The sequence below is a fragment of the Mesorhizobium sp. WSM4828 genome, from assembly GCF_055811175.1.
The window spans coordinates 106,417-122,238 of sequence record NZ_JBVVQK010000001.1 but is presented as its reverse complement, the minus strand read 5'-3'; the positions used below and the strand labels follow the sequence as shown (position 1 = coordinate 122,238).

The 15,822-nt window shown below is 64.0% G+C and carries 16 protein-coding genes; 9 read left to right on the top strand and 7 right to left on the bottom strand.

From position 1 onward, the window contains the following. Window positions 1-48: 48 nt before the first annotated feature. The 6 genes from AC0L2X_RS00700 to AC0L2X_RS00675 form a co-directional block, all read right to left on the bottom strand. Window positions 49-885 carry a GNAT family N-acetyltransferase gene (locus tag AC0L2X_RS00700; protein WP_473552999.1) on the bottom strand — a complete coding sequence of 279 codons (837 nt, stop codon included), beginning with the start codon at window positions 883-885 and terminating at the stop codon, window positions 49-51. A 5-nt stretch (window positions 886-890) separates the two neighbouring features. Beyond that, on the bottom strand, window positions 891-1,631 hold the full coding sequence (locus tag AC0L2X_RS00695) for an aspartate/glutamate racemase family protein (RefSeq protein ID WP_473552996.1): 741 nt from the start codon (window positions 1,629-1,631) through the stop codon (window positions 891-893). Between the two features lie 2 nt (window positions 1,632-1,633). Next, on the bottom strand, window positions 1,634-2,452 hold the full coding sequence (locus AC0L2X_RS00690) for an ABC transporter permease (protein WP_473552995.1): 819 nt from the start codon (window positions 2,450-2,452) through the stop codon (window positions 1,634-1,636). A gap of 4 nt (window positions 2,453-2,456) precedes the next feature. After that, window positions 2,457-3,365, bottom strand: coding sequence for an ABC transporter permease (locus AC0L2X_RS00685; protein WP_473552992.1), 909 nt, complete (start codon window positions 3,363-3,365; stop codon window positions 2,457-2,459). 236 nt (window positions 3,366-3,601) lie between these two features. Beyond that, window positions 3,602-4,888, bottom strand: coding sequence for an ABC transporter substrate-binding protein (locus AC0L2X_RS00680; protein WP_473552990.1), 1,287 nt, complete (start codon window positions 4,886-4,888; stop codon window positions 3,602-3,604). Between the two features lie 35 nt (window positions 4,889-4,923). Continuing rightward, window positions 4,924-6,012 carry an ABC transporter ATP-binding protein gene (locus AC0L2X_RS00675; RefSeq protein ID WP_352488532.1) on the bottom strand — a complete coding sequence of 363 codons (1,089 nt, stop codon included), beginning with the start codon at window positions 6,010-6,012 and terminating at the stop codon, window positions 4,924-4,926. Between the two features lie 258 nt (window positions 6,013-6,270). On the opposite strand from AC0L2X_RS00675, the gene AC0L2X_RS00670 reads away from it, so the two are divergent. Continuing rightward, window positions 6,271-6,984, top strand: a complete 714-nt coding sequence (locus AC0L2X_RS00670; protein ID WP_473552983.1) for a GntR family transcriptional regulator — start codon at window positions 6,271-6,273, stop codon at window positions 6,982-6,984. A 7-nt stretch (window positions 6,985-6,991) separates the two neighbouring features. On the opposite strand, the gene AC0L2X_RS00665 is transcribed toward AC0L2X_RS00670, so the two are convergent. Next, on the bottom strand, window positions 6,992-8,089 hold the full coding sequence (locus AC0L2X_RS00665) for a lactonase family protein (protein ID WP_473552981.1): 1,098 nt from the start codon (window positions 8,087-8,089) through the stop codon (window positions 6,992-6,994). Window positions 8,090-8,279: 190 nt separating this feature from the next. Between AC0L2X_RS00665 and AC0L2X_RS00660 the strand changes: the two genes are divergently transcribed. The 8 genes from AC0L2X_RS00660 to AC0L2X_RS00625 are packed head-to-tail and all read left to right on the top strand — an operon-like array spanning window position 8,280 to window position 15,817. Beyond that, window positions 8,280-8,831, top strand: coding sequence for a MaoC family dehydratase (locus AC0L2X_RS00660; protein WP_352660477.1), 552 nt, complete (start codon window positions 8,280-8,282; stop codon window positions 8,829-8,831). A gap of 3 nt (window positions 8,832-8,834) precedes the next feature. Then, entirely contained in the window at window positions 8,835-9,995 is a 1,161-nt protein-coding gene (locus AC0L2X_RS00655) for a CaiB/BaiF CoA transferase family protein (protein WP_473552978.1), read from the top strand. Window positions 9,996-10,015: 20 nt separating this feature from the next. Further along, the gene (locus AC0L2X_RS00650) at window positions 10,016-11,158 is read left to right on the top strand and encodes an extracellular solute-binding protein (protein ID WP_473553662.1); all 1,143 of its coding nucleotides are present in this window, start codon (window positions 10,016-10,018) and stop codon (window positions 11,156-11,158) included. A gap of 22 nt (window positions 11,159-11,180) precedes the next feature. Further along, window positions 11,181-12,368 carry an ABC transporter substrate-binding protein gene (locus AC0L2X_RS00645; protein ID WP_473552976.1) on the top strand — a complete coding sequence of 396 codons (1,188 nt, stop codon included), beginning with the start codon at window positions 11,181-11,183 and terminating at the stop codon, window positions 12,366-12,368. Between the two features lie 57 nt (window positions 12,369-12,425). Further along, a complete protein-coding gene (locus AC0L2X_RS00640) occupies window positions 12,426-13,163 on the top strand; it encodes an ATP-binding cassette domain-containing protein (protein WP_473552974.1) in 738 nt (245 codons plus the stop codon). Beyond that, window positions 13,156-13,899: an ATP-binding cassette domain-containing protein gene (locus tag AC0L2X_RS00635; protein WP_473552972.1), complete on the top strand. Its 744-nt coding sequence runs from the start codon at window positions 13,156-13,158 to the stop codon at window positions 13,897-13,899. The genes AC0L2X_RS00640 and AC0L2X_RS00635 overlap by 8 nt, the downstream gene beginning before the upstream one ends. Next, a complete protein-coding gene (locus AC0L2X_RS00630; protein ID WP_473552971.1) occupies window positions 13,896-14,846 on the top strand; it encodes an ABC transporter permease in 951 nt (316 codons plus the stop codon). Before AC0L2X_RS00635 ends, AC0L2X_RS00630 begins: the two co-directional genes overlap by 4 nt. Before the next feature lie 5 nt (window positions 14,847-14,851). Further along, a complete protein-coding gene (locus tag AC0L2X_RS00625; protein ID WP_473552969.1) occupies window positions 14,852-15,817 on the top strand; it encodes an ABC transporter permease in 966 nt (321 codons plus the stop codon). The last annotated feature ends 5 nt before the right edge of the window (window positions 15,818-15,822 follow it).

The window sequence follows — 15,822 nt, the reverse complement described above, 5'->3', positions numbered from 1 at the left end:
ACATATTCCTGTTGCCCGACTTTGCGCTGGAAGTCGGCTTGCACCGCCTCACCCCAACTCCAGCGTCGTTATCGCAAAAACCCCGGACTGCATGAGCTGCGGCGCCTTTCCCTTGTACATTCGAGCGGTCTCGAAGCCCGGTTGAAGGCCGGCGGACGACAGCAAATCTGCAAATTGTCCACTGGTTTCGGGAACGTCGAGATGGACGTTTCCAGGACCGGACATGTGCGCGAGCGCGGTGAAGAGATGGCTTGCCGCGTCCAGATCGTCGGCAAAGAGCGGGCCGATCTTGCAGCCGTCCCGGCATTGGCGCGCGACGCCGTATCCCGCAATGGCGCCGTGCTTGAGGATCGCAAGCGCGATATGCGGCGGGCGCAGCCAGTGTTCCAGGGATGATCGCCTCGGGCCGGGGAAGAAACGGCGGTCATAGTCCAGTATGTCCGGCACGAGTTCCGGCCCTAGGGCGCGAATGTCGTTGTCGGCGGCTGCCGGGACATTCGGTGACCCCATGAACCGGATCGTCCGGTAGGCCGGCGCAAAGCCCATGCTGCGGTAGTTGGCCTGCTGTTCGACGACGCCGTCGAGGCCGATCGTGCGCTTGCCGAGCCGCGCCATGCCGGCATCCCAAACGGCCTTGCCGTGGCCTTGGCCACGCCTGTCCGGCCGGCAGATGTAGAGGCCGATGAAGCCGAAATCCTCGCCATAGGCAACGGCCGAAATACCGGCCGCCAGTTCGCCGTCGACAAAGGCGCCGATGAAGCCCTGCGGGTCGGCTGCCTGGAACAGCGCGGAGTCGCCGAGGCCGGGATTCCAGCCTTCCGCCGCCGCCCAATCGACAAGGGTTTCCACTTCTTCACGTGCGAGCGTTCGGATCGTTCGGGGCATTGCGATCAATCGGCGGCACCAGGCGCGAAGGATTTCAGCGCACCATGATAGGGCTTTGCCAATGGGCTTGCATAGGCGCCGCGCTTGGATGTCGTCAGGCCAAGCGCGATCAATGCCTCGGCCTGTTTCACCGCAGCGCCGACGCCGTCGACGACCGGAAGCCCGAATTCCCGCTGCAGCGCCACCGCCAGGTCGGCCATGCCGGCACAGCCGAGCACGATCGCCTCGGCGCAATCCTCGTCGATGGCGCGCGCAATCTCGTCGCGCAGCTTCAGGAGTGCGTCGGACGCCGGATCTTCGAGGGCAAGAACCGGGATGTCGGCGGCGCGCACGCGCGCGCGCCCCGCCATACCATAGCGCTGCACCAGCCCTTCGACCGGCACGCGCGAACGCCCGGTGGTGGTGACGACGGTGAAGCGCTGGGCGATGAACGAGGCCGTGCTGAGCGAGGCCTCGCAGATGCCGATGACCGGAATGTTGGCCATGGCGCGCGCGGCATCAAGGCCGGTGTCGTCGAAACAGGCGACGATCGCGGCTTGCGCGCCTGAGCGTTCGCCGGCGGCGATCTCGACCAGCAGGCCGGGTACGGCAAGCGCTTCATCGTAATAGCCTTCGATCGAAACCGGGCCCATTGTCGAGGTGACAGCAACGATCTTCGTCGATTGAGCAGCGACCGATCGGGCCGCCGCCGCAATAGTGTCGGTCATGCTGGCGGTGGTGTTCGGATTGACGACAAGGATCTGCACTGTCAGGCACGCTCGCGGCGGCGGCCGACATAGACGATCGCGCCGAGCGTCAGCAGGATCACCAGGAAGGAAAACACGGTCGTCACGGTGCCCAGCGCATAAAGCACCGGTGTCGTCACATTGGTCGTCATGCCGTAGATCTCGAGCGGCAGCGTGTTGAAGGTTCCCGCGGTCATCAGCGTGCGGGCGAACTCGTCATATGACAAAGTGAAACCAAACAGGCCAACGCCGATCAGGCTGGGTGCAATCATCGGCAGCACGACGTGCGCGAAGGTTTGCCAGGACGATGCTCCGAGATCGCGCGCGGCTTCCTCGTAGGCCGGCGAGAACCGGTTGAAGACAGCAAACATAATCAGCACGCCGAAAGGCAAGGTCCAGGTCAGATGGGCGCCTAAGGCAGACGTGTACCAGGCGGGACGGAAGCCGATCTGCTGGAAGACAACGCCGATGCCGAGGCTGATGATAATCGAGGGCACGACGAGGCTGGCGACGGCCAGATAAAACAGTGCGGTTGCGCCGCGAAATTTCTGCCGGAAGGCCAGACCGGCAAGCAGCGACACGGCGACCGTGACGACCATCACCATCAGGCCAAGGATGAGCGAGCGTTTGAAGCTGCCGCCGAAGTCGCCGACCGCCTGGCGCTCGAACAAATTGGCGAACCAGTGCAGCGAAACGCCGTTCAACGGAAATGTCAAACCGCCGTTCTCGCCCTGGAAGGAGAGGATGAGGATCGCCGAAAGCGGGCCGTAGAGGAACAGCACGAAAAGCGCAAAGAACGCCGCCAGCACATAGAATTCGAGGGTCCGCTTGTCGTGACTCAAAGTCTCACAGCTCCTTGCGAATGTCGACGATGCGCAGGATGCCCGCGACCATCAGCAGGACCAGTACCAAGAGCACGACCGCGTTGGCAGCCGCCGCCGGATATTGCAGCAGCGACATCTGGTTCTTCATCATCAGCGCGACGGAGGCGCTCTGCCCGCCGGACATCACCTGCACCGTCGAGAAGTCGGCCATCACCAGGGTGACGACGAAGATGGTGCCGATCGCCATGCCGGGCTTGGCGAGCGGAATGACGACGTTCCACAGGACCTGCCAGCCGGAAGCGCCGGCGTCGCGCGCGGCCTCGATCAGCGACTTGTCGATACGCATCAGCGTGTTGAAGATCGGCGTCACCATGAACAGCGTGTAGAGATGCACCATGGCCAGCACCACGGCGAATTCGGAATAGAGCAGCCATTCGATCGGCTTCGGGACCAGCCCCATCTGCACCAGCGTCGAGTTGACCAGGCCATTGCGGCCAAGCACCGGAATCCAAGAGATCATGCGGATGATGTTGGAGGTCAGGAACGGCACCGTGCAGACAAGGAACAGCACCATCTGCATGGCCGTGGTCCTGATATGGAAGGCGAGGAAATAGGCGACCCAGAAACCGATGAACAGCGTCAGCGCCCAAACGATGGCGGCGTATTTCAGCGTGTTCAGATAGGTCTTCCAGGTGACCCAGGAGCCGAGCGTGTCGGCGTAGTTGGTGGTCAGGAAATCCGGGTACATCGCCGCGAAATCGTAGTCCCAGAATGAGACCACGGCGATCATCAGGATCGGCAGCAGGAGAAACGCGCCGAGGATCAGCGCCAGCGGTGCCGCCTGGAGATAGGGTGCGAGGCCGGCTAAGGAGCGCTTACGTCTGGCCGGCTTTGTGGCAATGGTTGCGGGCTGATCGAGTGCCACTGTCATCTGGAACAGCCTCGGTGGTATTTTGCCGGGCTGTGATCCTTCGCGCCCCCCTCTGTCCTGCCGGACATCTCCCCCACAAGGGGGGAGATTGGCTTGCAAGCCGGCCTTCGCCAATCATCGCCGTATGACGAAGAGTGCTGAAGAAAGCCACAGCCGATCTCCCTGCTTGTGGGGGAGATGTCCGGCAGGACAGAGGGGGGCGCGAAGGAATGCAACATCTCAGTTATCGCCTGGCATCAAGCAGCGATGAACTCGTTCCAGCGCTTCACCATGTAGCGGTCCTCGTCCATGACCGAGTTCCAACAGGCGACCTTGCCCATGCGCTCTTCGAACGAGCCGCCGTCACGCACGGCGCCTGCTTTTTCCATGACCTTGCCGTCCGGCGACAGGATATCGCCCTTTGCCGGCTTGCCTTCGATCCAGTAGCCCCACTCGTCCTCCGACATGAACTTCTTGGCCGACACCATGTTGGCCGAGTAGTAGCCCTGGCGGTTGAGATAGCCGCCAACCCAGCCGGACGTGTACCAGTTGATGTATTCATAGGCGGCATCGAGTTCGGCGCCGGAGAGGTGGGCTGCCAGGCCAAGCCCGCCACCCCAGGAGCGGTAGCCTTCCTTGAGCGGCTGGAACCGGCACGCGATGCCCTTGGAGCGGACCGCGGCCACGGCCGGCGACCACATCGACTGGATCACCACTTCACCTGAAGCCATCAGGTTGACGCTCTCGTCGAAGGATTTCCAGAAGGCGCGGAACTGGCCGTCCTGCTTGGCCTTGATGAGGAAATCGATCGTCTTGTCGATCTCCTCCTTGGTCATGTTGCCCTTGTCGGCATACTTGATATTGCCGGTGGCTTCCATGATCATCGCCGCATCCATGATGCCGATCGATGGGATGTTGAGGATGGCGGTCTTGCCCTTGAAGGCCGGATCCATGATGTCGGCCCAGGTGGTGATATCGCGGCCGACGAGGTCGGGGCGGATACCGAGCGTATCGGCATTGTAGATCGTCGGCACCATGGTGAACCAATTGGTCGGCGCCTTGGCGAAGGCCTTGCTGTCCTGCGCCTCGACGTAACCGACCGTGTGCGGCGCGGTGCCCTGGGCGATGACGCTGTCCGGCGTCAGCTTGCCGGTTTTGAACAGCGGCACCAGCTCGTCGTAGTATTTCAGCTTGGTGACATCCATCGGCTGCAGGACGCCTGTCGGAAACACCTTCTTGCAGATCCAGTATTCGATGTCGGCGATGTCGTAGCTGTCGGGCTGCGTCACGGCGCGCTGCGCGGCGGCGTCGGAATCGGTTGCCGTCATCTCCAGCGTGATGCCGAGATCGGCTTTGCACTTGTCGGCGATGGCATTGAGGTTAGACACGCCGGTGCCGAACTGGCGCAGCGTGATGTTCGATTGCGCCCAGATGGTCGGAAAGCCCGATATGGCGCCGGAACCGGCGGCAAAACCGACGGCGGCACCTGTCTTGAGCAGCGAACGTCGCGATATTCCAGTCTTCTTGTCGGTGGTCTTGGTCATGTTCAGTTCCCCTGTTTTGGTTGGTTATGCTGGATTCAGGAATGGAGACGGCCAAGGACGATCGCGTCCTCAGCGTCCCAGGCGATCTGCACGGCGTCGCCGACGGCAACCGGCCTGGCGAAGAAGCTGGTGTCGTCGACGATCACCGTGAAATCGTCGATGCCGGCGCCATTGACCGAGAGCTTCACGGTCGAACCGCGGTACTCGACGTTTGAAACGATGCCGGTGAAGCCGAGCCCGGCTGCCGGCGGCTCGCCGATGCGCACGTGGTCCGTGCGAATGGCGATATCGATGGGCTCCCCGGTCTCCCTGCCCTGCCCGCTGGCGGCGAGCGTGACGCCGCCGGACACATCGAAAACGACCATGCCGTCGCGACTGCCGGTGACGCGGCCGGAGATGACATTGTGGTCGCCCATGAAACGGGCGACGAAGGCAGTGGCCGGCCGCTCGAACACGATGCGGGGGTGCGCCGCCTGCTCGATACGGCCGTCGTTCATCACCACGATCAGGTCGGCCAGCGCCATCGCCTCTTCCTGGCTGTGAGTGACGTGGACGAAAGTGATGCCGAGCGACGTCTGCAGCTTCTTCAGTTCGGCCCGCATGCGGATTTTCAGGAACGGATCGAGCGCCGATAGCGGTTCGTCGAGCAACAGCGCCTCGGGATCGGTGATCAGTGCGCGGGCGAGAGCAACGCGTTGCTGTTGGCCGCCCGAAAGCTGCGCCGGACGACGGCTGGCATAGGCCTCCATCTGCATCAGCTTCAGCATGTCGAGTGCCTTGGCGCGGCGCTCCTCCTTGCCCACGCCTTTCATCTTCAGGCTGAACGCGACATTGTCGATCAGGTCGAGATGCGGAAACAGTGCGTAGGACTGGAACATCATGGCAGTGCCGCGCCTGGCCGGCGGCAGGTCGGTAACCACTGTGTTGCCGAGCCGCACATCGCCGCTCGATATGCTCTCGTGCCCGGCGATCATGCGCAGCGTCGAGGTCTTGCCACAGCCGGACGGACCGAGCAGGCAGCAATAGGTCCCCGCAGGGATTTTCAGGCTGATGCCTTCGACGGCAGTCGTCGCGCCATAGACTTTCGAAACGGACACAATGTCGATTTCGGCGGCTTTGGACATCCAGCTTCCCCTTTGGTCGGATTAGCCAAAGCATCATGCGTGCCAGTTGCGCGCCGCCGCACCAACCGACTGAATCCTCGAAGAAATCGGGGCTGTATCTACGTGGCTGCCGATACGGCATCCTTGTGCAATGCACAAATTATAGGCGATTGCCGCCGATCCTCGCAGAAATCGTATGCAATCTTTTTAATCCCTGTATTCACTTTGTCTCTCGTCCAAGCGATGCGATTCAGGGTAGAAGTACGCAGGATCACCGCCATGAACATTGCCGACCAGACTTTCCCTGCTATCGAGGCCGTCAACGAGGATCGCGCGCAGGCGATCCGCGACCAGTTGCGCGACGCGATCGTCGATCGCCGGTTGGCGCCGGGAACCAAGCTTTCCGAAGGCGAAGTCGGCACGCTGTTCGATGTCAGCCGCACCGTGGCGCGCGCCGCACTGCAGATGCTTTCCTTCGAGGGATTGGTGCGCACCGAGCGCAACCGCGGCGCCTTCGTCGCCAATCCGTCGCCGGAGGAGGCGCGGCAGGTTTTTGCTTCGCGCCGCCTCATCGAACCAGGCATCGCGATTGCCGCCGCCGGACGGATGACGCCGGTGCATGTCGCCGCGTTCAAGGCTCAGCTCGACGAAGAAGGCCGTTTCATCGCCGAGCGCGGACCGAACGCAAGGCGATCGGAGATCAAGGCGTCGGGGGATTTTCACCTGCTTCTGGCGTCGGTCGCGGGAAACGTCATCCTGCAGCGCTTCATGGAGGAGCTGGTCGCTCGTTCATCGCTGGTGATCGCACTCTATGGCCGCTCGGGTATCTCGAGCTGCGGCCACAACGAACACACGCAGATCCTCGAGGCGCTGGAAAACGGCAATACCGAACGCGCCAGCGCGCTGATGCTGCACCACATCGACCATATCGAGGCCGACCTCGATTTGCGCGTCAGGAGCGGCCCGGCACTCAGGCAGGCGCTCGAGTTCTGAGATCACGTCAACGCACGATCCTCACGCACATCGGCGTGCCAATGTCGATGGATCGGCTGGTGTCGGTCAGCCGGCCGGTTGCGGCATCACGGGCGAAAATCGAGATGCGGTCGGCATTCTGGTTGGCCGAGAACAGATGGCCGCCCGAGGGTGTCAGGGCCAGATTGCGCGGCGTGGCGCCGCCGCAAGGCGTATAGCCCACAAGGGCAAGGCTGCCGGCTTGCTGGTCCACCGAAAACACGGCGATGCTGTCATGGCCGCGGTTGGAGCCGTAGAGGAAGCGGCCGTCGGGCGAGATCTGGATGTCGGCGCAGTGATTGCCGTCGCGTGCCTCGGGCGGCACGGCCGGTTTGCTGTCGATCACCGTAAGCTTGCCTGATGCTTCATCCAGCGCCAGCGAGACGACTGTCGAATCCAGCTCGTTCATGACGAACACGAAGCGGCCGCCCGGATGCAGCGCCAAATGGCGCGGACCGGCGCCCGGCGCGAGCGCCGACGCCGCGAGCTTCGTCAGGCTGCCGTCTGAGCCGATGCGATAAGACACCAGCCGGTCGATGCCGAGGTCGGCGACGATCGCCATGCCGCCGGCAACCGTCTCGGTTACGCTATGGGCATGCGGCCGCTCCTGGCGGGCAGGATCTGGTCCGGTCCCGCTATGCGCGACGCTCGACAACGGCGCTGTCAGGCCGCCATCCTCGCGCAGCCCCAAGACCACGACCGAGCGATCGGGGCCGCCCTCGCCCATGCCGTAATTGGCGACCAGCAGCTTTGTCCGGTCGCGCGTGATGGTGTTGTGCGCCGTGATACTGCCCAGCGTCGGCTGCTTGTTGATGTAGGACAGCGTGGCGGTCTGCCTGTCGAAACGGTAGGCCGAGACCACGCCTTCGCGCCAGGTGAACACTTCGGAGTTGGCGTAAACGTGGGAGCCGTCCGGCGTCACCGACAGGAAGGTCGGATTGTCGATGTCCTCCGTCTCGGCCAGTTTCTTTGTCTCCAGCGTCCCCTCGTCGAAACTGTAGACGCCCAACCCGACACCGCGCGCGCCCTGAAAATACGGGGCGTCGCGATTGAGGCTGCCGACGAAAACCAGACAGGCATTCTGCATCGCTTCCTCCCTTGTTCCGCCGGCATTGGCCGCGACGGAGCAGGCAAAATTTCGCCGAGACTCGCTTGCAACACAACCCCATATGTGAAAATACTATTCACAAAAGAAGATTGACGGGAGGATCGATCATGCATTTCGCTGGTCTGCGGCGCGCCCTGATGGACGATTCCCGCTGCCCGGGGAAGCCGTCATGAGCGGTTTCGCGCCAACCGTGGGCGTGGCATCGACACACCCCGCCAATATGCCTAGGGATCATGCCGACCTTCCTGTCTGGAATGCGGAGAACTGGTTCTACGAAGACTGGCCGGTCGGCCAGAAGATCCGCTCGCTGCGCCGGACCATTGCCGAGGGCGACAGCCATCTCTTCAACACGCTGGTACTCGATATCCATCCATACGTGCAGGACCAGATGTTCGCCGAAACGGAAGGCATTTTCGGCAAGCGGCTGGTCGCCGGCGCTTTCGTGTTCTCGGCCGGGCTCGGGCTGGTCGCCACCAACTGCATCAACGCCTTTTCTTATGGCTACGACAAATTGCGCTTCATCAAGCCGGTGTTCATCGGCGACACGATTTATTCGATCCGCTCCAACCTCGACAAGAAGCCAAAATACAAGGAAATGGGGCTGATCCGCGCCAGCTACGAAGTTTTCAAGGGTGAAGGCGAGCTCGTGCTTTATTGCGAGCACCTGCAGACGGTGAAGTACCGCAATCCGGCCGATTTCGCCGGCAAGACGGAGAAATAGGCAATGGCGGCCATTGCCGAACTGCCGCTGACCGGGCTCATCGTTGTCGATATGAGCCAGTTCTTGTCCGGGCCCTACTGCTCGCTCAGACTGCTCGACCTCGGTGCTCGCGTCATCAAGATCGAACGGCCGGATGGCGGCGACCTGTCGCGCCGGCTCTATCTCAGTGACACCGAGATCGGCGGCGATTCCACTATTTTCCACGCGATCAACCGCGCCAAGGAAAGCTTTGCAATCGACTTGAAGGACGAGGCTGACCTTGCGGCGCTGCGCGGCCTGCTGGCCAAGGCCGACGTGCTGATCCAGAATTTCAGGCCCGGCGTCATCGAACGCCTGGGCTTCGATTACGAGGCGGTGCGCAAGATCAATCCGCGCCTGGTCTATGCCTCGATCAGCGGCTATGGCGAGGAAGGCCCGTGGGTCAAACGGCCCGGGCAGGATCTGCTGGCGCAGGCCCGCTCCGGCGTGATGTGGCTGAACGGCGACGAGGACCAGGGGCCGGTGCCCTTCGGGCTGGCGATCGCCGACATGCTGGCGGGCTCCGCCGCCGCGCAAGGCATTCTTGCGGCACTGGTGCGGCGCGGCATGACCGGCAAGGGCAGCCACGTCGAGACCAGCCTGCTCGAAGCGCTGGTCGACTTCCAGTTCGAGGTGCTGACCACGCATCTCAATGACGGGCGCCGGCTACCGCGGCGGTCGAGCTTCCGCAGCGCGCACGCCTATCTGTCGGCGCCCTACGGCGTCTATCCGGCCAAGGACGGCTATCTGGCGATCGCGATGACACCGATCTCGAAACTCGCCGATCTCCTCGGGCTCGAGGAACTTGCGCCCTACCGCGACCAGCCGTCGACCTGGTTCACCGCCCGCGACGAGATCAAGGCGGTCATCGCGCAAAAGATCGCGACCAGGACGGTCGACGAGTGGCTCGGCATTCTCGAGCCTGCCGACATCTGGTGCGCTAAGGTTTTGACATGGCCGGAGATGATGGCCAGCGAAGGCTTCCAGGTCCTCGACATGCTGCAGACGGTGACGCGCGAGGATGACGTTTCGATCCTCACCACGCGCTCGCCGCTCAGGGTCGACGGCATCCGCGCCAAGGTCGAGCGGGCCGCGCCGCGCATCGGCGAGCACAGCGCAAAGATCCGCGCGGAGTTCGGGCTGTGAGCGACCTAACGCTCAAAGGCATGACCTGGAGCCATCCGCGCGGCTATGACCCGTTGGTCGCCTGTTCGGCGCTATGGACGGAACGGACCGGCGTCGTAATCGAATGGGGCAAGCGCTCGCTGCAGGATTTCGAATCCTTCCCGGTCGAGGAACTGGCTCGTGGCTATGATCTGATCGTCATCGACCATCCGCATGTCGGCCAGATCACCGCCGAGAGCTGCCTGACGCCGCTCGATGTCGCCGGCCGGGAAGCCGAACGCGCGGCACTTGCGGCGGGCAGTGTCGGCCGGTCCTTTCCGAGCTACAACTGGCAAGGCCGGCAGTGGGCGTTTCCGATCGACGCGGCGAGCCAGGTGCAGGCCTGGCGGCCCGACATGCTTTCGGCCGCGCCGGCGAGCTGGGCCGACGCGCTCGATCTGGCGCGGCAAGGCCACGTGTTGTTGCCGCTGAGGCCGCCGCATTCGCTGATGACGTTCTACACGATTGCCGGCAATCTCGGCCGGCCCGCCGGCGAAGGCCCTGGCGACCATGTGGATCCGGCAACGGGCAAGCAGGTCTTCGAGATGATGCGCGAGATCGCAGCCCTCGTCGACCCGGCCTGTCTTGGCATGGATCCGATCGCGGTTCTGGACCAAATGGCCGGATCCGGCTCGCGGATCGCCTGCGCGCCGCTGATCTATGGCTACGTCTCCTATGCCATTGCAGGGTTTCGACCCAACCGCCTGGCTTTCGCGGATATCCCGGTCGCAGGCAATGCCGGCCCCAAAGGCTCGGCGCTCGGCGGGACCGGCCTCGCCGTGTCGGCCTTCTCGAAGGCCAGGCAGGCAGCCATCGACTTCGCCTACTGGATCGCCAGCGGCGAGGTGCAGCGCGGCCTCTACGCCGCGGCCGGCGGCCAGCCCGGCCACGCCGCGGCCTGGGAGGATGCCGCCGTCAATGCCGCCGCCGGCAATTTCTACAAGGACACGCGGGCCACGCTCGAAGGTGCCTGGGTCAGGCCGCGGCATGACGGCTACATGGCGTTCCAGCAGGCGGCGTCCGATCGCATCAATCTCGGCCTGAGCGAAAGGCACAATGCGGCTCGCGTCGTTGCCGATCTCAATCGCCTGTTTCGGGAGAGCCTTTCGACGCAGGTGTCCGGCGTTGCCGGCGGAGGAGCCTGAAAACAAGCGAACGGAGGAGAACATGAACAGCCTGATCCGCGGCCTTATGGCCGCAACCGCACTTGCATCGGTCACGACCATAGCCTGCGCTCAAGACGTTTCGGGCGTGATTGCTGGATTGCCGACCGAACTGAAGGCGCAATATGACGGCGCGCCTCAGAAGGTGCTGCCGTCGGCCTGGGATAATTTCACGCCGCCGCCAAAGCCGTGGAAATGGTGCCACTCTGAGTCCTACCAGGGCAATCCGTGGCGCGTCACCGTCACCAAGGAGTTGAAGCGGCTGGTCGACGGCCTGATCGCCGACGGCACCGTGGCGAGCTTCGAGGTGTCGGATTCCAACAACGACGCCAGTCAGCAGATCAACCAGATCCGCGCCTTCATCGACAAGAAATGCTCGATCATCACCTCGATCCCCGGCTCGGCCACGGCGCTGGACGATGCCATCGATGCCGCAGCCAAAGCCGGCATCCCCTTCATCACGGCAGCTGGGTCAGTGACCAGCCCGAATGCGATCAACGTCGATTCCAACTATGCGCGCTGGGGCTATGACATGATGACGGCGATCGGCAAAGCGATGCCGGACGGCGGCAGCGTGCTTCTGGTCGAGGGCATTGCCGGTCACCCGATCGTCGTGCAGGAGCGCCAGGGCGCCGACAAGGCGCTGGCCGAAAATTCAAAGCTCAAGGTCTCGCGCAGCGTCAACGGCAATTGGACCGCTAACGTCACCAAGACGGCGGTGCTGCAGGCGATCGCCACCAATCCGGCGCCGATCGATGCGGTGTGGACGACCGGCAGCGAAAGCCGCGTCGTTGCCGAGGCCTTTGCCGAGGCCGGCCGCCCTGCCCCGCTGATCACAGGCTCGATCACCGGAGATGCGCTCGGCTACTGGAAGGCCAATCCCGACAAATACCGCTTCGAAGGCCATGCGGTTCTGCCGCACTGGACGGCCGAGACGCTGTTTCGTGTCGGGACGCGCATGCTGGATGGGCAGAAGCCCAAGCTCAACACGCTGCTGATCCCGATTCCGCCGGTGCACAATGCCGACCTCGGCACCTGGTACAAGGACTGCATGACGCCGGACGCCGTCTCGATCTTCCCGGTCCCGCCGAAGGATCCGATGCCGGAGGAATGGCTCGATGCCTACTTCGCCAATCCGGCACCGACCAAGGGCTGGGATTATTCGAAGGTGCCGGACGCCTGCGCCAAGTAGCATTTATGAAAGCCGGCTCCGCACCAGCGGTGCCGGCTTTCTCCATCAGGATTGCTCATGCTGGAAGTCCAGGCCATCTCGAAGCGCTACGGCGAAACGATTGCGCTGGCCAATGCCTCCATTGCGTTCCGTGCCGGCACGATCCACACCATCCTGGGCGAGAATGGTTCGGGCAAGAGCACGCTGGTCAAGCTGCTGTCGGGGATCGTCCAGCCGGACAGCGGCGCGATCCTGCTCGACGGAGCGCCCTTCACCGGCCTCTCGCCGGCGGCCTTCCAGGGCGCCGGGTTCGCCACCGTGTTCCAGGAAGTGCTGATCGCGCCTGACCGTTCGGTGACCGACAACATCCTGCTCGGCCTCGACGGCCTGCTGACGCGCACGGTGCCCCGCGCCGAGCGGCGGCAACGCGCGCAAGCGGTGCTGAAGCGCTTCGCAGTGACCGAGATCCCGCTCGACCAGTTGGCCGGGCAATTGCCGCTGGCGGTTCAGCAATTGGTGGTGCTCGCCCGCGCCGTGGTACGCAGCCCGCGCATTCTCATCCTCGACGAGGTCACAGCGGCGCTAGACTTTGCCGATCGCGAGGCGGTTTTCGCCATGATGCGCAAGCTTGCCTCGGAAGGCTGCCTGATCCTGTTCATCACCCATCGCATGGACGAGGTGATGGCGCTTTCGGACCGGATTTCCGTGCTGCGCGGCGGCAGCGTGGTGACGACTGAGGAACGCGGCACGTCCACCGCATCCGAACTTCTCAGGGCGATGGCGCCACGCACGGCGGCGGAACTGGCGCATGGCTGATCGCGCCAGCCTTTCGGTGCGCGGCCTGGTGATCGCGCCGGGCGCAAGCCCCGTGACGCAAACCATTGCGCCGGGCGAGATCGTCGGCCTTGCCGGCCTCGACGGCCACGGCCAGGAGCGGTTCCTGAAAGTGCTGGCCGGCCTGGAACGCCCGGCTGGCGGCGAGGTGACCGTCGAGGCGCCAACCGGAGCGCGCGCGATCATCAATTTCCGCAAGGCAGTCGCCGGCGGCATCGCCTATTTGCCGCGCGACCGGCGCACCACCGGCATTTTCCCGACGCAATCGGTGCTCGACAATTTTGCCGTCTCGACGCTGTCGCGCGATATACGTTTCGGCCTGCTCAGCTTCGCCGCACGGCGGCGGCGCTATGACGCTTATCGCGAAAAACTCTCCATCGTCGCGCCACAGCCGGACGCCCCGATCACAACGCTCTCCGGCGGCAATCAGCAGAAGGTGCTGCTGGCCCGTGCACTGGCGCTGGAACCGGCGATCCTGCTGCTCAACGATCCGACGCGCGGTGTCGACGTGGCGACGCGCCATGTCCTCTACGATGTGTTTCGTGGACTGGCGGCGGACGGCATGGCTCTGGTCATCCTGTCGAGCGAGATCGAGGAGATCCTGCTGCTTTGCCATCGCGTGCTGGTGTTCCGCGAACAGCAGGTGGCGGCTGAAATCACCGGAGACGCAATGAAAAGCGATGCGGTGATCGCCGCCATGTTCGGGCGCGCCGCATGAGCGGCTTGCGGCGCATGGCGGCGCGATGGCGCGGCGCGGGCTTTGCGGCAGTGCTGTTGGTGATCCTGATCGCGGTCAATCTGCTGCTCAATCCGGCGCGCTTCCATCCTGCCGCCTGGGGCGCGCTGATCGGGCTCGCCGCGCCGCTGGTTGGCGCAGCGCTCGCCTCGGCTCCAGTGATCCTCGCCGGGCGCGGCGGCATCGACATTTCCGTCGGGCCATTGATGGGCTTCGTCAATGCAATGGTGATCCAGCTGCTGTTCCTCAGGCTTGGGATGTCTTCGCCGCTGGTCATTGTGCCGGCGGCGCTTTTGATCGGCGCGATCGTCGGCGCCGCCAACGGCTTTCTGGCGACCATCGTCCGCATCCAGCCGATCGTTGCGACGCTCGGCACCTACCTGATCCTCACCGGCATGACGCTGACTGTCCTGCCGGCGCCGATCGGGCCGGCGCCGGGCTGGCTGAAGGCAATGGCCGGACCCTGGTCGGCGCTGCCGCTAGCGCTGATCTTCCTGTTCTGGTGGCTGGTGCGGCAGACGCCTTACTACAACCAGCTGATGGCGGTGGGCAGCGACGACCGCGCCGCCTACACGGCGGGCGTTCCGGTGACGAAAGTGCGTTTCATCGCCTATGTCATGACCGGCATTCTCGCCGCCTGTGCCGGCCTGATGCTGACCGCGCTGATCGGCTCGGCCGACCCCAATATCGGGCCAACCTACACGCTGATCGCGATCGCCGCGGTGGCGCTCGGCGGCGTCAGCCTTGCCGGCGGGCGCGGCGGGCTCGCCGGGGCCGCGATCGGCGCCATCGACATCTTCCTGCTGCAGAGCGTGCTGACCGCCTTCAACGTCTCCACCTATGTGCTGCAGATCGCCTATGGTGCGATCCTGGTTGTGGCCGTGATCATGACGGCGCTGCAGGAGCGGCTATCAGGGCGGAAAGGCTGAGAAGCATGCGCCAGACCTGGTTCCAATCCACCAATGCCCGCGTCGCCGGTGCCTTTGCCGTCGCTGTCGCCTTGCATCTCCTTGGCACCTTGCTCATTCCGGGCTACTCCCAGCCCTTCGCCATCCGGGCACTGTTGGTGATCGCCTCGCTGCTGGCGGTGGCATCGATCGGCCAGACCCTCGTCGTCATCTTGGGCGGCATCGATCTGTCGATCCCCTTCATCATCGGCTTTGCCAATGTCGTTGCCGCACAGCTCTACGGCAGCGGTTGGAATTTTGCTCTTGTCTGCGCGGTCGTCGTCGCGCTCGCCATACTGATCGGGGCGCTGAACGGCCTGATCTCGCGCGGGCTCGACATCCACCCGCTGATTGTCACGCTCGGCGTCGGCATGATCGTGCAAGGTGCCGTGCTGTTGTGGACCGGCGGCTTTCCATCCGGATCGGCGCCTGCTGCGGTTTCCGCCTTCGTTTCGATCGGCGGTTCGGTCGGACCGCTGCCGGTGCCGGGGCTGGTGCCATGCGTCGTGGTGCTGACCTTGCTGGTAGCGCTGGTACTGGCGCGTACGCCATATGGCCGCCGTCTCTATGCCCTCGGCAGCAACCCAGGTGCTGCGCCGCTGGCGCTGATCGATCCAGTCCGCATGTGGACGGTCACCTATGCCGCGAGCGCCTTCTTTGCCGCCGCGGCCGGCGTGCTGCTGCTCGGCTTCACCGGCTCTGCCTATGGCGATGTCGGCCAGCCCTATCTGTTCCAGACGATCGCGGCAGTGGTGGTCGGCGGCGCCGCCCTTGTCGGCGGCCGCGGCAGCTATTTCGGCACCATCGCCGGCGTGCTGGTGCTGACGGAGATCAACACGCTGCTGATCGGCCTCGGCTTCAGGCCGTCAACGGTGCAGGCGGCACTTGGCCTGGTCATCGTGCTCCTGGTTTCGCTCTACGGCCGCGAGCGGCACGTGTCGGCGACAATCTGAGGCGC